The following is a 21,448-nucleotide window of genomic DNA, read 5'->3' on the forward strand; positions in this document are numbered from 1 at the left end:
TAGTGGCCGGAAGCGACCTCCGACCGTTGCGGTTGTCCTCCAGGACCTTTGCCAGCGCAAGATTGGACCAAAGTCCGAGGTGCGCGTGAGCAAGTCGCCTCGCCCCGGGCATGGGAGCTTGTATGATGTCACGAAAATGTGATCGGCCTGGCTTAAGGGGTCGAACAGGCAACAAGCTCCAGCCACGCCAAAGCCAGAGGCCCTCATGACCGAACACCGTTCCCCCGACGCCCGATTCCGCACCAGCCTGCTCGAGGAAAACGAAGGACCGGCCATCAACCCCACCGCCAACCGCACCATGGGCGAAATCATCGCCGCGCGGTTCTCGCGCCGTGGTTTCCTGAAAGGATCGCTCGCCGTATCGGCGATCGCCGCCACGGTCAGTCCGCTGGCCATGATCGCGGCAGACGATGCCCGCGCCGCGGAAGGCTCAGCCTTCAAATTCGACGAGCTCCAGGCCGGCATCGACGACAAGCATCATGTCGCGCCGGGCTATGACGCCGACGTGCTGTTGCGCTGGGGCGATCCGCTGTTTGCCGATTCACCGGAGTTCGATCCGACCAAGCAGTCGGCGCAGGCGCAGGCCAGGCAGTTTGGCTACAACAACGACTATGTCGGCTACATCGCGATCGACGGCTCGGCCGAGCACGGCCTGCTGGTGGTCAATCACGAATACACCAACCCGCATCTGATGTTCCCGGGCATTGTTTCGATCGTCGACAAGGACGGGAAGAAGAAGGCCGAGGTCGCGCCGCTCTCGAAGGAGCAGGTCGATGTCGAAATGGCGGCGCATGGCGGCACCATCGTCGAGATCCGCAAGTTGTCGGGCAAGTGGCAAGTGGTGCGCGACGGCAAGCTCAACCGCCGCATCACCTCCAACACCGAAATGGCGCTGTCCGGTCCGGTCGCAGGCCATGACCGCGTCAAGACCAATGCCGATCCGTCCGGCACGAAAGTATTCGGCACTTTCAACAACTGCGCCGGCGGCGTCACGCCGTGGGGCACCTATGTGATGGCCGAGGAGAACATCCACGGCTATTTCTCCGGCGAACTGCCGGAAGGCCACAAGGAAGCCGCCAACTACAAGCGTCTCGGCATTCCGGAAGGCGCCTATGAATGGGGCGCACATTACGACCGCTTCAACCTCGCCAGGGAGCCGAACGAGCCCAATCGCTTCGGCTGGATCGTCGAGGTCGATGTCAACGATCCGACCTCGACGCCGAGGAAGCGCACCGCCATGGGCCGCTTCAAGCATGAGGGCGCCGAATCGATCGTCGCCAAGGACGGCCGCGTCGTCTTCTATCTCGGCGACGACGAGCGCTTCGACTATGTCTACAAGTTCGTCACCAAGGGCACGTTCAACGCCAACGACCCTGCCGCCAACAAGGACCTGCTCGACGACGGCACGCTGCATGTCGCCAAATTCGCCGAGGACGGCACGGTCGACTGGCTGCCGATCGTCTTCGGCCAGGGGCCGCTGACGGCGGAAACCGGCTTTGCTGGCCAGGCCGACGTGCTGATCGAGACGCGGCGCGCCGCCGATCTGCTCGGCGCCACCAAGATGGACCGGCCCGAAGACATCCAGCCCAATGGCGTCAACGGCAAGATCTATGTCATGCTGACCAACAATTCGAAGCGCAAGGCCGACCAGGTCGATGCCGCCAACCCGCGCGCCGAAAATGCCTTCGGCCACATTATCGAGATCACCGAGACCGATGGCGATTTCACGGCCACCAAGGGCAAATGGGAAGTGCTCTTGAAATGCGGCGATCCCTCGGTTGCCGATGTCGGTGCTACCTTCTCGACTGCAACGACGAGCAATGGCTGGTTCGGCATGCCCGACAATTGCGCGGTCGATTCGGCCGGTCGCCTGTGGGTCGCCACCGACGGCCAGGGACCGAAGGCCACCGGCCGCACCGACGGCCTGTGGGCGGTCGACACGGAAGGGGCGGCACGGGCGACTTCAAAGCTGTTCTTCCGCGTGCCGATCGGTGCGGAAATGTGCGGCCCGCTGTTTGCGCCCGACGACCAGACCGCCTTCGTCGCCGTCCAGCATCCGGGCGATGGCGGCGAGGATTGGGAAGGTTTTGGCCGCCCGTCCTACTATGAAGACCTGTCGACCCGCTGGCCCGACTTCAAGCCCGACATGCCGGTGCGACCGTCGGTCGTCGCCATCACCAGGCAGGGCGGCGGCAAGATCGCGGTCTGATCTCGGGCGCCGGTTTTGCAGCCTTGGGAGGGGTTTCGGTTCCCGAACGCCCCTCCTTCGCGGCATGACGCCCATTCAAGCTCCGGGAAGATTGGCAATTTACAGGTGGCGCCCTAACTCCTCCTTCAGGAGACCGCCATGTCGAAGTCCGTCTATGATCGTGGCCTGCTCAAGCCCGGCGACATCGCCAGGCTGCAGCGTGTCTTTGACGAAGCCTGCCTCAAGCGCGAAGCGCACCCCGATTCGCCGGAAGCGCGAGAGATCGCCCTGACCCTGCTGGCCCTCCACAATGCCGGCATGGTCGACGAGGAGATGCTGACGGACGCCGTCGGTTTCCGCCGGCTTGAGCCGAAATCGGCCTGAGGTTCAGGGCCTCCCAACCGCTTATCCGGGGCGTTGAACAACGGCCACGTTGATTGCGCTTCGCAGTTTGAAGCCGATGGATTCGTACAGCTTTATCGCGCCGGCGTTGGTGGCGTAGGCGTGCAGGTAGGGTACCTCGCCGCGTGCGAAAATCTGATTGGCCACGAACACGGACAGCAGCCGGCCGAGGCCGCCGCCGCGGACATCCGGATGCGAGCAGACGCCGCTGAGCTCGCTGTAGCCAGGCTGTTTCATCCGCTCGCCGGCCATCGCCACCAGCCGGCCGCCGGCCTTCACGCCCCAGAAGTCGCCAAGGCTCAATGCTCCAGACGTGAATGGGCCGGGCTTGGTGAGCGACGCCAGGGCCACCATTTCCGCCAAATCGTCTTGTGTCAGGCGTTGCACCCGTTCATCCGACACCAGCTGTAACGGCGCCTCGGCGACCATCTGCACGGCGGCGGCGGTCGAGATTGCCGAGAGGCCAGCCGGAAGGGCAATGGGGTCGGCCTGAGCCATGATGACGCTGTCATCGGGGCCGACAAGGTCCGCGAAAGCCTGCAGGCTTTCGGCATCGTCCGCGGCGGTGGCGGCGAAAAGGGCGAATGACGGCGAATAGCGCCTGGCGAACTTGCCACCTTGCGCGAGGGCTTGATGGCGCGTCGCGAGCGCGCTCCAGATCGGCCGGTCGAGGACATGCTTCATTGCGCGACACCCTTTTTCACACGGCGATCGAGTGGAGCGGCGGCGAGGCCGTCCTCGATAGCGGCGAGTTGATCGAGAAGCGGCCCCGAGAGGTCCCGGCACAGATCCGCGACAGCGCTCTCGATGCGCGGCCAGACGTCCCGCTTCGCCACGTCGACCAGACGCTGGCCCTTGCCCGTCAACGAGACCATCTTGCGGCGCTGGTCGCCATCCGACTGGACGGCTTCGACCAGCCCCAACTCGCCCAGCAGCGACACGCTTCGCGTCACGCCTGGCTGGGTCAGCCCGAGCGATTGCGCCAGTTCGCCGACGGCCAAGGGTCCCAGCCTGTCGAGCGCGGCAAGCAGCGGGTACTGGCTCGATTGAAGCGGGACCTCCAGGTAGTCGAGCAGATGCTGCGCGTCGGCCTGCAATTGTTCGCCGATGCGCTTCAGCCGGCTGCCCAGGCAGAGATAGCCAAGCGATCGGACAACGTCTTCCATGATCAATCCGCCTCTCAATCCATAACATGTTATATAATACGGCAAGGAACGAGTCAAAGCCGTCCTCAGTCAAATCAGCGTGAGCCATCCGAGGGCCGGGACGCACCGGCGATCCGCCTGGCGATCGCCTTGCCCAATATGCCGGCATTGGCAAAGCAGCCGCGAATGCTCGGCCGCATGCCGGTGAACCACAGGCCGGGCAGTTTCGGATCGGCGTCGCCGCCGTTGAAGAGCGGGACACCCTTGCTGTCGAGCACGCCGAGACTGCCGACCATGCGCTCCAGCCCGGTGCGGTAGCCGGTTGCGGCAATGACGATATCGGGATCGATCAGGCGGCCATCGGCCAGGATGACGCCGTCGCGGCTGAACTCGCGTATCGCCGGCACGACGGTGATCTTGCCCGATTTGATGGCGTCGACGGCGCCGTCGTCCGCGGCGATCGCGGTGTAGTCGGAGGTCAGGCGGCTGGCGCCGCCCGACGGTGCGGGCGGCAGGCCGAATTTGGTCAGATCGCCGAAAACCAGCCGCTGCGTCGCGGCGATCGCCGCATCGGCGACGCGCAGCGGCAGGCGCGCCATGAGCGGCGAGAGCCGATGCACGGCGATCTTGCCTATCCGCTTGGGCAGCAGGGCGGGGCCATTGCGGGCCGACAGCCAGAGAGCTGCCACATCCACGCCAGCCAGATGATTGAGGGCGTCGAAGCCCGAATTGCCTGCGCCGACGACCAGCACCTTCTTGCCGGCATAGGACTTGGCATCGCCAAAATCCGCCGAATGGATGATCCGGCCCGCGAAGGCCTCTGCGCCCTTCCATTGCGGCGTGAACGGCTCCTTGTCGCGGCCGGTGGCGACAACGACATGGCGCGCCAGGCGCGAGCCGGCGCTGGTGCGCACGTCCCAGTGGTCGCCCCTGAACACTATGGTCTCGACAGCGACGCCAAACTCCACCGGCAGCCGGTTCGCCTCCCGGAAATCGTTCATGTGGCGGATAACGACGCTCTTGGGTGGAAAGGCTGGCGTATCGCCGGGATAGGAAAGGCCCGGCAGTGCCGAGAGATCGCGATGGGTGTTGAGATGCAGTTGCTGGTGCCGCCGATGCCAGGGCTCGGCCAGCCGGCTCTCCTTTTCCAGGATCGACGCCGGCACGCCGGCCTTGATCAAAGCCTGGGCGACGGCCAGTCCGGCAGCACCGGCGCCAATGACGATCGCCGGCTCGATCGCCACCAACTGCTCCACCATCGGTCTGGTTGTCGTATCAGCCATTCACTCTCAAAACCCATTCAACCGCCGCAGCATCCGACAGGTTCGCAGGACGCTGTAACCGTTTGATCGCGCGCAAACCCATGCAGCGGATCGGTACCGATTGCCGCGGCCCCGCGCCGGGCCGCGCTTGCGCTCCAGAGCATTGCGCCGCCAAGCGGAAACAACTTCCATCGCAGAAATGCGGCCAAAACAACGACATGACGCGGGATGCCCCGCTTCTGTCCGAAACCATGCAGCCCTATATGGCATATCCGCGGCATCGGCGATAATCAGGTCGCGGCAATGTGATTGATTCGAGCTCCGGGGGCTGGCGGATCTCGTTACCGACGCAGGAATTCGAAATCGCAGCGATTTTGGCTTCCCGCGAAAAATCAGGACGCCGTGGCGCGTCCAGCGTGTCGAAAGGCACGTCGCGCCACAGACGGCACGCGGAATCTCGACCATGCCCTCCTTGCGGATCTATTTCGACAAAATCCTCGAGGGCGCCTCGCCCAAGGTCGAGCGCCAGGCGCTGACGCATGTCGAACGGCTAGCGATCGTCCGCCGCCATGGCGATTTCTCGCTCGCCTATTCCACCGCCGTGCAAACCAGGCTTTCCTATTTTGGCGACGCCGACGGCTACATCGCCTTCGGCACCAAGATGAAGCATCATTTCGCACTTGGCGACCCGGTGGCGGCGCCGGCGCGGCGGGCCGACTACATCAGGCGCTTCGTCGGGACCGGCGGCGACCCGTGGTTCGTGCAGATCGGCGAGGAGACCGCGCGCGTGCTGGCCGGGCTCGGCTACAAGGTCAACCGGCTGGGTATCGACACAAGGCTCGTGCTGCCCGAGCATGATTTTTCCGGCAAGCGCAACGAGACCGTGCGCTATTCCGAGCGCTGGCTCTCGAAGAAAGGCTTTTCGTTCGAGGAAGACAAGCGGACGGTGTTCCTCGACGAGATCGCCCGGCTGTCCGAAAACTGGCGCGGCGACCGCATCGTCAAGCGCTGGGAGATGGGCTTCCTCAACCGCCCGTTCTACGATCAGCTCGGCACCGACATGCGCCGCTTCGTCCTGCATGGACCCGATGGCGAGCTGATCGCCCTGCTCGACTTCGATCCGATTTTTCGCGACGGCAAGGTCATCGGCTACACCACCGCCTTCAAGCGCAAGCATATCGACGCCTCGCCGCACGCCGAGATCGGGCTGACCAAATTCGCCGTCGACCGGTTTCGCGAAGAGGGCATGGAGGTGGTCACGCTTGGCCTGTCGCCGCTCGTCGACGTCGACCCCAGCGGATTTGCCGAAAGCGACTTCTGGCGCAACGCTTTTCAGCGCGCCTACGACTCGCCCTGGGTCAACCGCCGCCGGTTCAACCTGCAGGGCCAGGCGGCATTCAAGCGCCGCTTCCACGGTATGGAAGAGCCGGTCTATATCGCCTTCCGCAAGGGGACTTATATCGAGATGCTGGGGCTGCTGCGGCTGGTCAAGGCGATTTAGATCTGCCGATATTCAGGTGAGGCCGGCCTGACCTGAATCTCAACAGATCTGGGCAGCGTCTTAGGTGCCTTTGTCGCGTCAGTTCCGCAGCCGGTAGCCGGTCTTGAATATCCAGGCGACGATTGCGATGCAGACGGCCAGGAACACCAGTGTCATGCCCAGGCTAACGCCGACCGAGACGTCGGACTTGCCGTAAAAGCTCCAGCGGAAGCCGCTGATCAGGTACACCACCGGATTGAACAGCGTGATCGTCTTCCAAATGCCGGGCAGCATGTTGATCGAATAGAAGCTGCCGCCGAGGAAGGTCAGTGGCGTGATGATCAACAGCGGCACCAGCTGCAGCTGCTCGAAGCTTTTCGCCCAGATGCCGATGATGAAGCCGAACAGGCTGAAGGTCACCGCCGTCAGGATCAGGAAGGCGAGCATCCAGAACGGATGCAAGATGGTGAGCGGCACGAACAGCGAGGCGGTGGTGAGGATGATCAGGCCAAGAATGATCGACTTGGTGGCCGCACCGCCGACATAGGCGATGACAATCTCCAGGTAGGAGACCGGTGCCGACAGCAATTCGTAGATCGAGCCGACGAATTTCGGGAAGTAGATGGCGAAGGAGGCGTTGGAGATCGACTGCGTCAACAGCGACAGCATGATCAGCCCCGGCACGATGAAGGCGCCGTAGCTGATGCCGTCGATCTCGGTGATGCGCGAGCCTATGGCCGAGCCGAAGACGACGAAGTAGAGCGATGTCGAGATGACCGGCGAGACGATGCTCTGCAGCACGGTGCGGAAAGCACGTGCCATTTCCATCCGGTAGATGGCCCAGACTGCACGCAGGTTCATGCGTCTTTCCTCACCAAATTGACGAAGATCTCCTCGAGCGAGCTGTTTTGCGTGTCGATGTCGCGGAACTGGATGCCTGATGCCTCGAGGTCGCGGATCAGCGAGGCGACGCCCGGCCGCTCGGCCTGGTTGTCATAGGTGTAGGTCAGCTGCCCGCCATCCGGCGACAGCTCCAGCGCGTAGCGCGAGAAGGCTTCCGGAATGGCGGTCAGCGGATTGCGCAGTTCCAGCACCAGCCGCTTGCGGCCGAGCTTGCGCATCAGCTCAGCCTTGTTCTCGACCAGGATGATTTCGCCGCGGTTGATGACGCCGACGCGGTCAGCCATCGCCTCGGCCTCCTCGATATAGTGGGTGGTGAGGATGATGGTGACGCCATCCTCGCGCAGCCGGCGCACCATCTCCCACATGTCCTGGCGCAGCTCGACGTCGACGCCGGCGGTCGGCTCGTCGAGGAACAGGATGCGCGGCTCATGCGACAGCGCCTTGGCGATCATCAGCCGCCGCTTCATACCGCCTGACAGCGTGATCGCCTTGGCGTCTTTCTTGTCCCATAATGACAGGTCGCGCAGCACCTTCTCGACGAAGGCCGGATTGGCCGGCTTGCCGAACAGGCCGCGGCTGTAGCTGACAGTTGCCCAGACGCTCTCGAAAGCGTCGATGGTCAATTCCTGCGGCACCAGTCCGATCAGGCTGCGCGCGGCGCGGTAGTCCTTGTTGATGTCGTGACCGTCGACGGTGACGGTGCCGGTCGAGCGGTTGACGATGCCACAAACGATCGAGATCAGCGTCGTCTTGCCGGCGCCATTCGGCCCCAGAAGCGCGAAGATCTCGCCGCGCTGGATGTCGAGATTGACTTCCTTGAGCGCGGTGAAACCGGTGGCGTAGGTCTTGGAGACCCCGGAAATGGACAGAATGGAGGGCATGGCTGAAAACGGCTGCCTGAAAGAGGTCCCCTGATATAGGCCGAATGTCGGAGCGTGCAACCGGAAGTCAATGGTTGCTGCTGACAGTTCTGGACAGCCAGTGCGGGGACCGGCCGCAATGCGCGGCATGAACCGGCAAAATTGTCCTGTGGCGTTCAGCCTCGCGGCAGGACGCCGCTTTGACCTGAACCGGCTTCGAGCCTACTCTCCGCCAGTACTTTCAGCAGCCGGAGCCCGCCATGGACCCGCTCATACTGTCGCGCATCCAGTTCGGCGCGAATATTTCGTTTCATATTCTGTTTCCGACGATCACCATTGCACTTGGCTGGGTGCTGCTGTTCTTCAAGCTGCGCTACAACGCGACCAATGATTCCGCCTGGATGCGCGCCTATTTCACCTGGGTGAAGGTGTTCGCGCTGTCCTTCGCCATGGGCGTGGTGTCGGGCGTCACCATGAGCTTCCAGTTCGGCACCAACTGGCCGGGCTATATGGAAAAGGTCGGCAACATCGCCGGGCCGCTGCTGGCCTACGAGATCCTCACCGCTTTCTTCCTCGAAGCGGCCTTCCTCGGCATCATGCTGTTCGGCTTCCGCCGCGTCTCCAACCGTGTCCACACGCTGGCGACGGTGCTGGTGGCCGGCGGCACCACGCTGTCCGCCTTCTGGATCATCGCGCTGAATTCCTGGATGCAGACGCCGGCCGGCTTCGAGATACGCGACGGCGTGGCGCATGCCGTCGACTGGTGGGCTGTTGTCTTCAACCCGTCCATGCCCTACCGGCTGGTGCACATGCTGCTCGCCTCGGGTCTGACGGTATCGTTCCTCATCGCCGGCCTGTCGGCGCTGCGTCATCTCAACGGCGACCGTTCGGAATCGATGTGGAAGGCGCTGCGCACCGGCGTCTTCACCGCGGCGGTCCTGATCCCGATCCAGATCTTTGCCGGCGACCAGCACGGGCTGAACACGCTGGAACACCAGCCGCAGAAGATCGCCGCGATGGAGGCCAACTGGAACACCGGCCCCAACGTGCCGCTGGTGCTGTTCGCGCTGCCCGACGAGGCGGCCAAGGAAAACAGGTTCGAGGTCGCCATTCCCGACGGCGCCAGCCTGGTGCTGCGGCACTCGACCAGTGGCGTGGTGCCAGGGCTCAACGACTATCCCGGCAACCATCCGCCGGTCTTCCCGCTGTTCTGGAGCTTCCGCATCATGGTTGGCACCGGGCTTCTGATGCTCGCCGTCTCCTGGTCGGCCGCCTTCTTCCTCAAGCGCCGGCACAGCCTGCCGAAGGCGCTCGCCATGCTGATGGTGCCGATGGCGTTGTCGGGCTGGCTGGCGACGCTGGCCGGCTGGTATACGACCGAGATCGGCCGCCAGCCCTGGCTGGTGACGGGCGTGCTGAAAACCGCCGACGCCGTCGGCCCAGTGGCGGGCAGCCATGTCGCGCTGACTTTAGCCGTCTACCTCATTCTCTACGTGCTGTTGCTGATCGCCTATCTCGGCGTGCTGGTGCATCTGGCGCTGAAGGCGGCGAAAGATGGCGACACCTCACCGCTGCCCGGCGTGATGAAGACGGCCATGTCGCAACCGGCCGCAGGAGAGTGACATGACTTTCGACTGGCCAACCGCTCTCCCCCTCATCTTCGCCGGCCTGATGGGGCTCGCCATCCTGATCTATGTCATTCTTGACGGTTTCGACCTCGGCATCGGCATCCTGTTCGCCGCCGCCGAGGACAGCGAGCAGGACACGATGATCGCGGCGATCGGCCCGTTCTGGGATGCCAACGAGACCTGGCTGGTGCTGGCCGTCGGCCTGCTCCTGGTCGCCTTTCCCCTGGCGCATGGCGTCATCCTGACCGCGCTCTACATTCCGGTCTTCGTGCTGCTGGTCGGGCTGATCCTGCGCGGCGTCGCCTTCGATTTCCGCGCCAAGGTGCCGAGCGGCAAGAAGCATCGCTGGAACCGCATCTTCTTCCTCGGTTCGGTCATCGCCTCGCTGGCCCAGGGCTATATGCTGGGCGTCTATGTGCTCGGCCTCGATGTCGGCCTGGGCGGCATGGCGTTCGGTGCGCTGGTGGCGTTCTGCCTGGCCGCGGCCTATGCGGCGATGGGCGCCGCCTGGGTGATCTACAAGACCGAAGGTGAGTTGCAGAAGAAAGCCGTGCGCTGGCTGCGCACCGCACTGGTGCTGACCGCGCTCGGCATGGCGGCGGTATCGCTGGCGACGCCCTTCGCCAGCCCGCGAATCTTCGACAAATGGTTCGTCTGGCCGCAGATGCTCTATCTCTCGCCGCTGCCGATCCTGTCGGCGCTTTTGTTCCTGTGGCTGTGGCGGCAGACGTTCCACCTGCCGAAGCCCGACGACCGCCATGCGCTGACGCCGTTCCTGACACTGGCTGCCATCTTCGCGCTCGGCTTTGCCGGCCTCGCCTGGTCGTTCTATCCGTATGTGGTGCCGGACAAATTGACCATTTGGCAGGCGGCGTCGGCGACCGAAAGCCTGGCCATCATCCTGGCCGGCACGGTCGTGGTGCTGCCGGTCATCATCTTCTATTCCTTCTATGCCTACCGGGTGTTCGGCGGCAAGGCGACGGACCTGACTTACGACTGATATCTCTTCGTTTTGACGCAATTCCCAAGGGAAAGCGCTATGCGCTTTTCCCGGGAAAACCGGGTCCCACTTTTCCTGGAATTGCTGTTTTCAGATCAACCCTGAGTCGCGCGCGGCCGCCGTGGCCTCGCCGCGCGAGACCGCGTCCAGCTTGCCCAAAACCGCCGAGACATGGTGGTCGACCGTCTTCGGCGAAATGGTGAGATGCTCGGCGATCCGCTTGTTGGACAGGCCGCGCTCGATCAGCTGCAGCACTTCCATCTGGCGCTGGGTCAGGCCGGCGCTGTTGGCACGGGTGGTCTGTCGCGGTCCCCGGGCGATGTGAATGACGCCGTTTCGCCGCATGAGCTCCCGCACATGCTGGGCAGCCGGCTGAGCGCCAAGGCTTTCGAATATCTCCAGCGCCGAACGCTGCGCCGCCTCGTGGCCCTGAGCCAGGGCAAGGCCGCGCTCGAAGGGAGCGCCAATGCCGGCCCAGACATCCGCCGCTCCTTGCCAGTCGCCGGCCAACAGCATCCGGTAGGGAGCAGCCATATCCGATGTGTCGCCTTGGTCGATGGAAGGGGCCAGCAGCTGCCGCCAGCAGGCCAGTTCGGCAAAGGCGCCGCGCGTCGGTGACAAGGTCTCGGCCAGATCGATCAGCCGCAGCGCCTCATCCTTTTCTGCCGCCCCAAGCCACGCCTGCTCGGCGATGACGGCCGCATAGGGCAACAGCCGCTGCAATTCTGCTCCTTTTTCCAGAAATTGGTTCATTTCCGCCAGAAGCGGCTCGGCCGAGGGATCGCCGCGGCGCAAGCGCAATTTCGCCAGCGCCACAACAGCGGGATAGCGCACCAGCGCGGCGGCCTGGCTGCTGGTGATGACTTCGAGCGCTTCGTCCGCCGCCTCGTCCCAGCGTCCATAACGCAGCAGCAACTGCGCCCGCACGCCGCGCATGTAGTCGCGCCAGGTCGCGAGGTCGTTCTCGACGCAATAGTCGATGCCGCGATCGAGAAAGGCCTGAGCCTTGCTGTAGTCGAGCTGGTTCATTTCGCTGCAGGCGCAATTGGTGAAGGCGCGCGCCGCGTGTTCCTGAAAATTCTGCTCGAGCGCGATCTCGAGGCTGCGGGCAAGGTGCAGCCGGCCGCTGGCCACGTCCAGCCACTGTTCGGCAGAGCCGAGATTGTTGAGCGCGTGACAGACGATGTCCGGCCGGTCCACCTGTTCGGCGAGCCTGATCGCTTTGGCGCCCAGCGACAAGGCCTCGTCAAGCCGTTCGGCCAGCATCGCCAGTTGCGAGAGATTGGAATAGGCCATGGCCAGCTCCGGTCCGGCCGGCGCGGTTTCCAGCAACGCGACGGCCTCGGCGCCGAACAGGTCGGCGGCCTGACGGTCGCCCATCAGATAGGCGAACCGCGACAGGCATCTGAGGCTGTCTCCCTCCTTCAGCGTGTTGCCGAGCGCGCGCTGCAGTGCGCGCGCCTGCTGCTGCGCCTCGATGGCCTCGGCGATGCGGCCGATAAGGTGGCATTCAAACGCATAATGCTCGTGAAGCGAGGCGCGCTCTTCGGCCGGAAGGGTGTCCGCGTGGCGCAGCGCGACCTCGTAATGGCCGGCGGCATCGCGATGGGCGCCGACGCGGGAAGCCTCCCGGGCGGCGACCGGCGCCAGTTGGCGCACCGCCTCCAGATTGTGCGCGCCCACCGCATGATGGACCAGCCGGGCGGTGGCGACTTCGCCCCTTTCGAGCAGCGCGGAAAGGGCGCGCTGGTTGAACTCGCGCCGCTGGCTTGTCGTCAGCATCGTCTCGATGGCGCGGCGGGCGATTTCGTGCCGGAAAGCATACACATCGCCCAGATCGTCCAGCAGGCCATTCGAGACGCATTCTGCCAGCTGGCCGGCGGCGGCCACGCCGCACAGGCCCTGCAAGGCCCAGGCGTCCGCGCGCCTTGGAAACACCGACACCGCACCAAGCATCGAGCGGGCACCGGCAGACAGGCGATCGGCGCGCGCGACCACGGCGTCGCGCACGCTGGCCGGCAGTGCCGTCTCATTTTCGGCGCTCAGCAATTCGGTGACGAAAAAGGCGTTGCCGGCCGTCGCCCGGTAGATGGCGTCGCCGTCGCGGCCGACGGCGGCGGCAAGCGACACCACGGCCGCTTCGCTCAGAAACGGCACGTCGATGCGCGCAACGCTGCCCGACGGGATTTCACCCAGCGCCCGGCGCACACGCGCCTGTCCCTCGCTGCGGTCGGTGCGCGCCGTCAGCAGCAGCAGGATGTGGGTGCTGGCGATGCGGCGGCCGAGAAAACGGACGAAGTCGAGCGTCGCGTCATCGGCCCAGTGCAGGTCCTCGATCACCAGCAGCGTCGCACCCGTCCTTGCCTCGAAAACCTCCATCGCATCGGAAAACAGCGGCAGCCGCTGTCCCCGCCGGGCGTCGACCGCCTGCGGCATCGCCCATTGCGCCTCGCGCGCCAGATCGTAGAGAGGCCCGAGCGGGTCGGGTATCGACAGGTCCTCGCAAGCGCTGCGGAAGATGCGCGCATCTGGCCCGGCGCGGCTGGTAAAGGCTTCGACCAGCGCCGACTTGCCGGCTCCCGCCTCGCCCGACAACGCCGCGACGCGGCCGCGGCCGCGGCCGGCTTCCGCCAAAAGTTCGTTGAGTTGCGCCAGCTGCGCCTGCCGTTCCAGAAGCATCGTCATCGCTCAAATGGGGTCGGTTCCACCGCTGCGCTGGACATCCGCCACGACTGTCCAAGGCGCTTGCCCGGAAATGTGACCCTCCACACATTCCGGTGCCATTCTCCACATAACGCCGCCAATATAGGGAATCTTCCCACAAAATATAGGGAAAGGTTCCGATGTGCGCCCTTTGCGAGCGTGATCAATGTCCGGCCGCGCTCAGATCGAGCGTCAATCAACACAAAAGGGAAACCGATATGCCTCGCTATGTAGTTGAACGCACATTTCCAAATGGCCTCAGCGTACCGATGAACGATGCCGGCGCCGATGCGCTGGGCGGCGTCATCATGCGCAACGCCGAAAAAGGCGTGACCTGGGTGCAGTCCTTCGTCTCGCCCGACAAGAAGCAGAGCTTCTGCATCTATGATGCGCCGTCGCCCGAGGCGATCCGCAGCACGGCGCAGAAGAATTCGCTCCCGGTCGACAAGATCACGGAGGTGCGGGTCCTTGACCCTTACTTTTACCGTTGATCCCGACCATGACCATCCAGCTGCCCTTCGCAGCGGTGGCGGCTTGCCTGACAACTCGCTCGGCGAGGTGTTGGCGGGTTCGAGACCAGTCGGACGAGGCCCGCTACTGGGCCGGATTCTCCGGCGGCTTGCCTCGCTGCTGTTCGCACCATTGCGCAAGAACCGGCGCCGGTTGCCTCCGCAGGACGACTATCTGAGACGCGATATCGGCCTGCCGGAGCTCGAGGAGCTGCCGCAATACTGGGACTTCACCCGGAACCACTGATACGCGCAGCCACCCAACGTCGCAGCGGGAGCGGCTGCTCCCGCGCATCAACAACGAGGAGAGAAAATGAACATCCATCTGTGGACCAAACACCTCATCAACCTGTCGATCCTGTCGATCGCGGCCACGGCGGCAAATGCCCATGATACGGGCGCGCTGGATGAGAAAGTGCGGGCAGCCAACAGCCGTTTCGAGAATGTGGCGATGGCGACCGCCGAAGGCTATGCGCCGATCCCTTGCGCCAGCGGCATCACCGGCGGCGCCATGGGCATCCACTATGTCAACGCGGCCTACCTGAAAGACGATGCGGTCGATCTGGCGAAGCCGGAAGCGGTGATGTACGAGCCGATGGCGGACGGCACGCAGAAGCTGGTGGCGGTCGAGTACATCACATCGAAAGGCCCGGCCTCGCTCGAGGGGCAGCTGTTCAACTTCAACAGCACGCCCAACCGTTATGGCCTGGGCGCCTTCTATGAGCTGCATGTCTGGGCCTGGAAGAAGAACCCGACCGGCACTTTCGCCGACATGAATCCCGATGTGTCGTGCGACGCGATGAAGGCCGGCGGCATGTAGCGCGCAAATCTCCCCCCTCGAGGGGGAGATGGCCGGCAGGCCAGAGGGGGTCGGTTCGACTGGATGAGACCTCCTTGCGGCAGATGAGGCTAGCACCCGGTCGAACCGACCCCCTCTGTCGCCTTTGGCGACATCTCCCCCTCAAGGGGGGAGATAACCAGCCCTCATCAATTGCTCGCCGAAAGCACCAGCACCGGCTTGTCGCTGTACAGCGCCGGGAACAGCTGCTTCAGGTTCGCCACCTTGGGCAGGTCGTTGTAGACGATGTAGGGATAGGTCGGGTTCAGCGTCAGAAAGTCCTGGTGGTAATTCTCGGCCGGGTAGAAGGTCTTGCCGGTCTCGATCGTGGTGACGATCGGTGCCGCATAGAGCTTGGCCTTGTCGAGCTGGTCGATGTAGCTCTGCGCGATCTTCTTCTGCGCGTCGTTTTCGGCGAAGATCGTCGAGCGGTACTGGGTGCCCGAATCCGGGCCCTGATAGTTGAGCTGCGTCGGATTGTGGGCGACCGAGAAATAGACCTGCAGCAGCTGGCCGTAGGTGACCTTCGACGGGTCGTAGGTGATCTCGACGGATTCGGCATGGCCGGTGCGGCCGGTGCCGACGGTCTCGTAGACGGCGTCATCCTTGGCGCCGCCGGTGTAGCCGGAGACGGCCTGGCTGACGCCCTTGACGTGCTGGAACACGCCCTGCACGCCCCAGAAGCAGCCGCCGGCGAAGATCGCCGTCTCGCTGCCCGGAGCTGCCTTTTCGTCGAGCGCCGGCGGCGGGATGACCACGGCGTCTTCCGCCGAGACGGCCGGTGTCAGCCAGAAAGCGGCGCCCGCGGCGGCAAGGGCCATCGCCGCCAGCGCGCCTCTGACAAAGCCGGTTGAACGGTTCTTGGTATTGGTCATGGTTGCACTCCTCATGGCTTCCATTTGGGATCAGTCTACTGGATCAGCTACGATGGCGCGATGCGCGAGTTGCGGCGCAGCCTCACATTCGTGCGATGCTCCATCAACTGTCCCCGGCTGGACAGGGAGCCCGCCAGGGACAGAAGGCCACGGGCCAATCAATCTCAGTTGGCGGTGGCATCCGTTGCCGGCTTCATCGCATCGGTCGCCGGTTTCATGGCGTCCGCCGCCGGCTTCATGGCATCCGCAGCGGGCTTCATCGAATTGGTGGCCATCGGGTCCGCCGGCTTGATCGCGTCGGTCGCGGGCTTCATGGCATCTGTCGCCGGCTTCATCGCGTCGGTGGTCATCGCATTGGCAGGCTTCATCGCGTTGGTCGTGTCGTCGGCGCGGGCGCCGGCGACGAAAACGGCGGCCGAAAGCGCGAAGGCGAGCGCCGGCAGGGTCAGGTACTTGGTCATGAGAGTCTCCTTGGGTTTTGGCGCGCGGAAGCGGGCCGGGTGATGCGTTGCCGCGTTCCACGGCCCCGCGCGATAAAAGGGATGATCAGTTGGTCGCGGCGGCCAGGATCGGTCCGCCGCCCGGCGATTGCACCAGCACGGCGGTGCTCAAGCCCCCGGACGCGGCGGGCAGCGCATAGGCGGTGGCGCCGCCGGTCCAGCTGCCGAGTTTTGTCAGCGCATGCACGACATTGGCATGCGGCAGCGTGCGGCCGGTGTTTTCGCCGCGCGCCACCGGCACCTGCACGACGCCCTTGGTGTAGCGCACCAGCCAGACATCGGCCTTGCCGCCCGGACCGGCGCCGATCGCGACCTTGCCGTCGCCAAGCTGCAGCGAGGGGCCGCCGGTCTTGGCCGTCGCCGCGATCAGATGCTCGATCTCGCCCGGTGCGGCGCCGACGACATCGGCATGGCCGTTGACCACCACTTGCGGCGTGAACGGGCCGTCATGGCCGAGCGGCGGTTCGTAGGAAACCTGGCGCTGGGTGAATTCCTGCTTTCCAAAAGTGTCCTTCCAGCCGAGATAATCCCAGTAGGTGACGTTGAAGGACAGTGCCAGAACGCCGGGCTGGTCCTTGACCTTGATGAGGTTGGCGTTGGCCGGCGGGCAGGACGAGCAGCCCTGGCTGGTGAACAGCTCGACGACGCTGAGCGGCTGCGCTGCAGCGGCACCGAGCGAGGCGGCGAGCGCCAGCGCACCCAGGCTGGACAATGCGGCGAATTTTGTGGCTCTCGGCATCGGCTGGCTCCGTGTGGGACGGCGCTGCGATGCGCCGGTCATTCCCCCACTTCGCTGCCGTCGGCCGCTTCGTTACAGCGCTCACCGGTTTGTGATCATGGCACCTTCTTCCTTCTCCCCTTGTGGGAGAAGGTGGATCGCCGCGCAGCGGCGAGACGGATGAGGGGTGTTCCAGCGGAGTGAGGCGTTGGCGTTCCCTGGAACACCCCTCATCCGTCGCCTTCGGCGACACCTTCTCCCACAAGGGGAGAAGGGAAAGATGCAGCTATACCGCCAGACTTATGCGCGCGGCCCAAAACACCACAGTGATGTGTAGTGCATGATCGGCCGCTCAAACCTTGCGCCTTCGGCGACAAATCGCTTTCCAGCATCCAGCATGGGCTGGAAGGTATCGAGCTGCCTGGCGTGCTCCAGCGTGTCCCAGACACTGGTGTTGATCAGCGACAATGTCGCCTCGTCGGCGCCGGCGTAGAAGGTGAGCAGCCCTGGCATGGCCTCGATGCCGGGCCGAAGATCTGCCTCCGCCTCCAGCATCATCTCTCGCAACAGCGCAAACTTCGTGGCATCGCAGCGCAAGATGGACACACGCAGCACGGGGTCTGACATCGCGTTCTTCTCCAGGAGCTGATGGATATCGACCGCAGGCTAGGCCATGCCGACCCAGGCCCGCAAGGCGCCTCTTCCTTCTCCCCTTGTGGGAGAAGGTGGCCTCGCGTAGCGAGGTCGGATGAGGGGTGCTCCAGGGAACGCCAACGCCTCACTCCGCTGGAACACCCCTCATCCGTCTCGGCGCTAACGCGCCGATCCACCTTCTCCCACAAGGGGAGAAGGGAAAACCGCGCTCCTACCGCCAAGGCTGGAGACTCGTGTCCCGCACATAAGCGATGATGGTGTCGCAGACGGCGTCGATGTCTGTCAGGACATCGTCGTTCCAGAAACGCAGAACGCGAAAGCCCTTTGCCTCCAGCTCGGCCTTACGCATCCGGTCAGTATCCGATTCCGCATGCTGGCTGCCGTCGATTTCGATGATCAACCCAGCTTCGGGGCAAACGAAATCGGCAATGTATTTTCCGATAGGAGCCTGGCGCCGGAATTTTATCCGGTCGAGCCTGCGGTCGCGCAGCTCCTGCCAGAGCTTGCCTTCCGCTTCCGTCATGTCGCGCCGGAGCGAACGAGCAAATTTACGTTTGGCGGGGGTGACGGTTTGATGCGGCATTGCGCCAGATTAGCCAGACGTAGCGATCCGTCCAGCCATCCGTCTCGGCGCTACGCGCCGGTCCACCGCCCGGGGCGAGTCACTGGCCTCGCCCGCCCTTCGCCCTTTGTGCGAGAAGGGAAAGGCAGCGTTCTTACTGCGTCAGCGCTGTATCCGAGGGCCGCTTGTTGAAGTCGCACTTGCCGGTGACGTTGTAGAAAAAGTCGGCATTTGAGGACGGAGTCGGCACCGTTGTGCCACCGTCCTCCCAGGCTTGATAGCTGGTGACGCCACAAGGCACGATGGCGAAGATGTCGACCTTCGTCCCGGTCGTGGTCTCGACCAGAGAGTTCGCGTCCACCCCGCTATAGAGTCGGTTGGAGGTGCTCGCATCGTCCGATTTGAGGTATTGCGGGTTGCCCGATGGCACGTACATCTGCAGAGAGAGGCCACCCATCTGGCTGACATCGATCGCCGCGCCAGTGCCGTTGGCCGGATACATGGTGTTGACGCAGGTTGTCGAATATTTCCTGTTACCACTGGTCTGGAGGATCGCATCGGCGGGCTGACCGGTGAACGTGGTCACGCTGGCGGTGGTGCAAACTTGCGACTGGACGAGCGTCTTGATGTCGGCGCCACCATTGTTGGTGATCGTATACACATTCGTGGTGCCGTAGCCCTTCGGATCCCCGAAGCCGTTATAGGCATACTCGATAGACATCAGCGGCTTGGCCGCCGCCGCTCCAAATTGGGTGCCGTAGAGCGTCATCGTCTTGTTCCACCAGCCCGACACCTTGCTGATCTTGAAGGTCGCATTGACCAGCGCCGGCGGCTTGCTGACCGCAGACGCGACGGCAATCGGCACGGAGTCGATCCTGGCGATCTTCATGAAAATGGTCGGCATGGCGAAACTTGCCGAGGCCTGGCCGGTGGCGGCGGCGGTGGTGGTACCAGCCACAAAACTGTTCAGCGTCGCAGTGCCCTGGCCACCATTGGCGATGAAGGAATCCTGCAGCGCCGTCTGGCGCTGCGCCAGCGTCGAGGTGGTGTCCATGGTGGTGATCGACAGCAGCGCGGCATCCAGCGCCTGCTGCTGGTTGGACCGGGTTTGGATCGCGCTGGTATAGTCGACCGAGAAGCCGACCGCGGATATAATCGGCACCAGCATGAGAAAGAACAATGGCACGATCGAGCCGCTGCGCGACTCCATGAACCTGACTGCAATCCCCCGCATTTTCGGCCCTTTCAACGCAATATCTTGCAGAGCTAACATGCGAGTCTAAAATTATGCTCTAATGCATATGGTTAAAGTTTATCGATATTCCCGCAATTCGGCAGAAATGGTCGGCCGAATCGGTCGGCAAAGGCCGCCGCTTGCCGCAGCTTTCCGCCCCTGCTAAAGCGCGCGGATGAGCACGCCCCTCGACCACATCCGCAATTTCTCCATCGTCGCCCATATCGACCATGGCAAATCCACGCTTGCCGACCGGCTGATCCAGTCCACCGGCGGGCTGGAGCTGCGCGACATGAAGGAACAGGTGCTGGACTCGATGGATATCGAGCGCGAGCGCGGCATCACCATCAAGGCGCAGACGGTGCGGCTGAAATACCGCGCCAACAATGGCGAGGACTATATCCTCAACCTCATCGACACGCCCGGACATGTCGACTTCGCCTATGAAGTGTCGCGCTCGCTTGCCGCCTGCGAGGGCTCGCTGCTGGTCGTCGACGCTTCCCAGGGCGTCGAGGCGCAGACGCTGGCCAATGTCTACCAGGCGATCGACAACAACCACGAGATCGTCGTGGTGCTGAACAAGGTCGACCTGCCGGCCGCCGAGCCCGAGCGCATCCGCGAGCAGGTCGAGGAGGTGATCGGCATCGACGCGTCCAACGCCGTGCTGATCTCGGCCAAGACCGGCCTTGGCATTCCCGACGTGCTCGAAGCCATCGTCCATCAATTGCCGCCGCCGCGCGAGGGCGATGCGACCGCACCGCTGAAGGCGATGCTGGTCGACAGCTGGTACGACGCCTATCTCGGCGTCATCGTGCTGGTGCGCGTCATCGACGGCGTGCTGAAAAAGGGCCAGACCATCCGCATGATGGGCACCGGCGCAAAACATTTGGTCGAGCGCACCGGCGTGTTCACGCCGGCCCGCATCAATGTCGACGAGCTTGGCCCCGGCGAGTTCGGCTTCTTCACCGGCTCGATCAAGGAAGTGGCCGACACCCGCGTCGGCGACACCATCACCGAAGACAAGCGCCAGACGGCAAAGGCCCTGCCCGGCTTCAAGCCGGCGCAGCCGGTGGTGTTCTGCGGCCTGTTCCCGGTCGACGCCGCCGATTTCGAGGATCTGCGCGCCGCCGTCGGCAAATTGCGCCTCAACGACGCGTCTTTCTCTTATGAGATGGAAACCAGTGCCGCGCTCGGCTTCGGCTATCGCTGCGGCTTCCTCGGCCTGCTGCATCTTGAAATCATCCAGGAGCGGCTGGAGCGCGAGTTCAACCTCGACCTGATCGCCACCGCGCCATCCGTCGTCTACCGGCTGCAGCTCAATGACGGCACGGAGAAGGAGCTGCACAACCCGGCCGACATGCCCGACGTGGTGAAGATCGCGTCGATCGAGGAGCCGTGGATCCGCGCCACCATCCTGACCCCCGACGACTATCTCGGCGGCATATTGAAACTCTGCCAGGACCGACGCGGCATCCAGGCCGACCTCTCCTATGTCGGCAAGCGCGCCATGCTGACCTACGATCTGCCGCTCAACGAAGTGGTGTTCGATTTCTATGACCGGCTGAAGTCGATTTCAAAAGGCTACGCCTCGTTCGACTACCACCTGACCGACTACAAGGAGGGCGACCTCGTCAAGATGTCGATCCTGGTCAATGAGGAGCCGGTCGATGCGCTGTCCATGCTGGTGCACCGCACGGCGGCGGAAAAGCGCGGAAGGCAGATGGTCGAGAAGCTGAAGGAGCTGATCCCCAACCATCTGTTCAAGATCCCGGTCCAGGCCGCCATCGGCGGCAAGGTCATCGCGCGCGAAACCATCTCGGCGCTGCGCAAGGACGTGACAGCCAAATGCTACGGCGGCGACGTCTCGCGCAAACGCAAGCTGCTGGACAAGCAGAAAGAAGGCAAGAAGCGGATGCGCCAGTTTGGCAAGGTGGATATTCCGCAGGAGGCGTTTATCCAGGCGCTGAAGATGGGCGATTGAGGGGAA

At 63.9% G+C, this 21,448-nt stretch carries 21 protein-coding genes; 9 read left to right on the plus strand and 12 right to left on the minus strand.

From position 1 onward, the window contains the following. The first annotated feature begins 205 nt into the window (after positions 1-205). Positions 206-2,209, plus strand: a complete 2,004-nt coding sequence (locus tag AC1D05_RS31770) for a PhoX family protein (RefSeq protein ID WP_477446381.1) — start codon at positions 206-208, stop codon at positions 2,207-2,209. A gap of 138 nt (positions 2,210-2,347) precedes the next feature. Further along, on the plus strand, positions 2,348-2,572 hold the full coding sequence (locus AC1D05_RS31775; protein WP_475455337.1) for a hypothetical protein: 225 nt from the start codon (positions 2,348-2,350) through the stop codon (positions 2,570-2,572). A 21-nt stretch (positions 2,573-2,593) separates the two neighbouring features. Here the strand turns inward: AC1D05_RS31775 and AC1D05_RS31780 are convergent, their stop codons facing one another. The 3 genes from AC1D05_RS31780 to AC1D05_RS31790 all read right to left on the minus strand — a co-directional run bounded on the left by AC1D05_RS31780 (position 2,594) and on the right by AC1D05_RS31790 (position 5,018). Continuing rightward, positions 2,594-3,274, minus strand: a complete 681-nt coding sequence (locus AC1D05_RS31780; RefSeq protein ID WP_477446383.1) for a GNAT family N-acetyltransferase — start codon at positions 3,272-3,274, stop codon at positions 2,594-2,596. Then, positions 3,271-3,756, minus strand: coding sequence for a MarR family winged helix-turn-helix transcriptional regulator (locus AC1D05_RS31785; protein ID WP_477446385.1), 486 nt, complete (start codon positions 3,754-3,756; stop codon positions 3,271-3,273). Before AC1D05_RS31785 ends, AC1D05_RS31780 begins: the two co-directional genes overlap by 4 nt. 74 nt (positions 3,757-3,830) lie before the next feature. After that, positions 3,831-5,018 (minus strand): flavin-containing monooxygenase, encoded by a 1,188-nt coding sequence (locus AC1D05_RS31790; RefSeq protein ID WP_477446387.1) that lies wholly within the window; start codon positions 5,016-5,018, stop codon positions 3,831-3,833. Positions 5,019-5,460: 442 nt separating this feature from the next. Here AC1D05_RS31790 and AC1D05_RS31795 point away from each other — a divergent pair, with 442 nt between their 5' ends. Further along, complete coding sequence (locus AC1D05_RS31795) at positions 5,461-6,498, plus strand: phosphatidylglycerol lysyltransferase domain-containing protein (protein WP_477446389.1); 1,038 nt, start codon at positions 5,461-5,463, stop codon at positions 6,496-6,498. Positions 6,499-6,576: 78 nt separating this feature from the next. On the opposite strand, the gene AC1D05_RS31800 is transcribed toward AC1D05_RS31795, so the two are convergent. After that, on the minus strand, positions 6,577-7,338 hold the full coding sequence (locus AC1D05_RS31800) for an ABC transporter permease (protein WP_477446391.1): 762 nt from the start codon (positions 7,336-7,338) through the stop codon (positions 6,577-6,579). Next, a complete protein-coding gene (locus AC1D05_RS31805; protein ID WP_477446393.1) occupies positions 7,335-8,261 on the minus strand; it encodes an ABC transporter ATP-binding protein in 927 nt (308 codons plus the stop codon). The genes AC1D05_RS31800 and AC1D05_RS31805 overlap by 4 nt, the downstream gene beginning before the upstream one ends. A gap of 239 nt (positions 8,262-8,500) precedes the next feature. Here AC1D05_RS31805 and AC1D05_RS31810 point away from each other — a divergent pair, with 239 nt between their 5' ends. After that, positions 8,501-9,862 (plus strand): cytochrome ubiquinol oxidase subunit I, encoded by a 1,362-nt coding sequence (locus AC1D05_RS31810; protein WP_477446395.1) that lies wholly within the window; start codon positions 8,501-8,503, stop codon positions 9,860-9,862. A gap of 1 nt (position 9,863) precedes the next feature. Continuing rightward, the gene (locus AC1D05_RS31815) at positions 9,864-10,868 is read left to right on the plus strand and encodes a cytochrome d ubiquinol oxidase subunit II (RefSeq protein WP_477446397.1); all 1,005 of its coding nucleotides are present in this window, start codon (positions 9,864-9,866) and stop codon (positions 10,866-10,868) included. Between the two features lie 90 nt (positions 10,869-10,958). Here the strand turns inward: AC1D05_RS31815 and AC1D05_RS31820 are convergent, their stop codons facing one another. Next, the gene (locus tag AC1D05_RS31820) at positions 10,959-13,553 is read right to left on the minus strand and encodes an ATP-binding protein (RefSeq protein ID WP_477446399.1); all 2,595 of its coding nucleotides are present in this window, start codon (positions 13,551-13,553) and stop codon (positions 10,959-10,961) included. A gap of 236 nt (positions 13,554-13,789) precedes the next feature. Between AC1D05_RS31820 and AC1D05_RS31825 the strand changes: the two genes are divergently transcribed. From AC1D05_RS31825 to AC1D05_RS31835, 3 genes are all read left to right on the plus strand, one after another. Then, positions 13,790-14,062, plus strand: a complete 273-nt coding sequence (locus AC1D05_RS31825) for a DUF4242 domain-containing protein (protein WP_027032108.1) — start codon at positions 13,790-13,792, stop codon at positions 14,060-14,062. Continuing rightward, complete coding sequence (locus AC1D05_RS31830; RefSeq protein ID WP_477446401.1) at positions 14,040-14,327, plus strand: hypothetical protein; 288 nt, start codon at positions 14,040-14,042, stop codon at positions 14,325-14,327. Before AC1D05_RS31825 ends, AC1D05_RS31830 begins: the two co-directional genes overlap by 23 nt. A gap of 66 nt (positions 14,328-14,393) precedes the next feature. Next, entirely contained in the window at positions 14,394-14,900 is a 507-nt protein-coding gene (locus AC1D05_RS31835; protein WP_477446403.1) for a hypothetical protein, read from the plus strand. A 167-nt stretch (positions 14,901-15,067) separates the two neighbouring features. Here AC1D05_RS31835 and msrA read toward each other — a convergent pair whose 3' ends face one another. From msrA to AC1D05_RS31865, 6 genes are all read right to left on the minus strand, one after another. Next, complete coding sequence (msrA, locus tag AC1D05_RS31840) at positions 15,068-15,793, minus strand: peptide-methionine (S)-S-oxide reductase MsrA (protein WP_477446405.1); 726 nt, start codon at positions 15,791-15,793, stop codon at positions 15,068-15,070. 164 nt (positions 15,794-15,957) lie between these two features. Further along, a complete protein-coding gene (locus tag AC1D05_RS31845; RefSeq protein WP_477446407.1) occupies positions 15,958-16,254 on the minus strand; it encodes a hypothetical protein in 297 nt (98 codons plus the stop codon). Positions 16,255-16,339: 85 nt separating this feature from the next. Further along, a complete protein-coding gene (locus AC1D05_RS31850) occupies positions 16,340-17,032 on the minus strand; it encodes a DUF1223 domain-containing protein (protein WP_477446409.1) in 693 nt (230 codons plus the stop codon). Positions 17,033-17,311: 279 nt separating this feature from the next. Further along, positions 17,312-17,638: a hypothetical protein gene (locus tag AC1D05_RS31855; RefSeq protein ID WP_477446411.1), complete on the minus strand. Its 327-nt coding sequence runs from the start codon at positions 17,636-17,638 to the stop codon at positions 17,312-17,314. Between the two features lie 238 nt (positions 17,639-17,876). Then, positions 17,877-18,248: an endonuclease domain-containing protein gene (locus AC1D05_RS31860; protein WP_477446413.1), complete on the minus strand. Its 372-nt coding sequence runs from the start codon at positions 18,246-18,248 to the stop codon at positions 17,877-17,879. A 133-nt stretch (positions 18,249-18,381) separates the two neighbouring features. Further along, positions 18,382-19,461 (minus strand): TadE/TadG family type IV pilus assembly protein, encoded by a 1,080-nt coding sequence (locus tag AC1D05_RS31865; RefSeq protein WP_477446415.1) that lies wholly within the window; start codon positions 19,459-19,461, stop codon positions 18,382-18,384. 175 nt (positions 19,462-19,636) lie between these two features. Here AC1D05_RS31865 and lepA point away from each other — a divergent pair, with 175 nt between their 5' ends. Further along, positions 19,637-21,442, plus strand: a complete 1,806-nt coding sequence (lepA, locus tag AC1D05_RS31870) for a translation elongation factor 4 (RefSeq protein ID WP_027032102.1) — start codon at positions 19,637-19,639, stop codon at positions 21,440-21,442. The last annotated feature ends 6 nt before the right edge of the window (positions 21,443-21,448 follow it).

The organism is Mesorhizobium sp. P2_E9 (assembly GCF_056403815.1).

What these genes read in the sequence shown, in the direction of transcription:
- AC1D05_RS31770 (WP_477446381.1), top strand. Translation starts at nt 206, where the DNA reads ATGACCGAACACCGTTCCCCCGACGCCCGATTCCGCACCAGCCTGCTC.
- AC1D05_RS31775 (WP_475455337.1), top strand. Translation starts at nt 2,348, where the DNA reads ATGTCGAAGTCCGTCTATGATCGTGGCCTGCTCAAGCCCGGCGACATC.
- AC1D05_RS31780 (WP_477446383.1), bottom strand. Translation starts at nt 3,274, where the DNA reads ATGAAGCATGTCCTCGACCGGCCGATCTGGAGCGCGCTCGCGACGCGC.
- AC1D05_RS31785 (WP_477446385.1), bottom strand. Translation starts at nt 3,756, where the DNA reads ATGGAAGACGTTGTCCGATCGCTTGGCTATCTCTGCCTGGGCAGCCGG.
- AC1D05_RS31790 (WP_477446387.1), bottom strand. Translation starts at nt 5,018, where the DNA reads ATGGCTGATACGACAACCAGACCGATGGTGGAGCAGTTGGTGGCGATC.
- AC1D05_RS31795 (WP_477446389.1), top strand. Translation starts at nt 5,461, where the DNA reads ATGCCCTCCTTGCGGATCTATTTCGACAAAATCCTCGAGGGCGCCTCG.
- AC1D05_RS31800 (WP_477446391.1), bottom strand. Translation starts at nt 7,338, where the DNA reads ATGAACCTGCGTGCAGTCTGGGCCATCTACCGGATGGAAATGGCACGT.
- AC1D05_RS31805 (WP_477446393.1), bottom strand. Translation starts at nt 8,261, where the DNA reads ATGCCCTCCATTCTGTCCATTTCCGGGGTCTCCAAGACCTACGCCACC.
- AC1D05_RS31810 (WP_477446395.1), top strand. Translation starts at nt 8,501, where the DNA reads ATGGACCCGCTCATACTGTCGCGCATCCAGTTCGGCGCGAATATTTCG.
- AC1D05_RS31815 (WP_477446397.1), top strand. Translation starts at nt 9,864, where the DNA reads ATGACTTTCGACTGGCCAACCGCTCTCCCCCTCATCTTCGCCGGCCTG.
- AC1D05_RS31820 (WP_477446399.1), bottom strand. Translation starts at nt 13,553, where the DNA reads ATGACGATGCTTCTGGAACGGCAGGCGCAGCTGGCGCAACTCAACGAA.
- AC1D05_RS31825 (WP_027032108.1), top strand. Translation starts at nt 13,790, where the DNA reads ATGCCTCGCTATGTAGTTGAACGCACATTTCCAAATGGCCTCAGCGTA.
- AC1D05_RS31835 (WP_477446403.1), top strand. Translation starts at nt 14,394, where the DNA reads ATGAACATCCATCTGTGGACCAAACACCTCATCAACCTGTCGATCCTG.
- msrA (WP_477446405.1), bottom strand. Translation starts at nt 15,793, where the DNA reads ATGACCAATACCAAGAACCGTTCAACCGGCTTTGTCAGAGGCGCGCTG.
- AC1D05_RS31845 (WP_477446407.1), bottom strand. Translation starts at nt 16,254, where the DNA reads ATGACCAAGTACCTGACCCTGCCGGCGCTCGCCTTCGCGCTTTCGGCC.
- AC1D05_RS31850 (WP_477446409.1), bottom strand. Translation starts at nt 17,032, where the DNA reads ATGCCGAGAGCCACAAAATTCGCCGCATTGTCCAGCCTGGGTGCGCTG.
- AC1D05_RS31855 (WP_477446411.1), bottom strand. Translation starts at nt 17,638, where the DNA reads ATGTCAGACCCCGTGCTGCGTGTGTCCATCTTGCGCTGCGATGCCACG.
- AC1D05_RS31860 (WP_477446413.1), bottom strand. Translation starts at nt 18,248, where the DNA reads ATGCCGCATCAAACCGTCACCCCCGCCAAACGTAAATTTGCTCGTTCG.
- AC1D05_RS31865 (WP_477446415.1), bottom strand. Translation starts at nt 19,461, where the DNA reads ATGCGGGGGATTGCAGTCAGGTTCATGGAGTCGCGCAGCGGCTCGATC.
- lepA (WP_027032102.1), top strand. Translation starts at nt 19,637, where the DNA reads ATGAGCACGCCCCTCGACCACATCCGCAATTTCTCCATCGTCGCCCAT.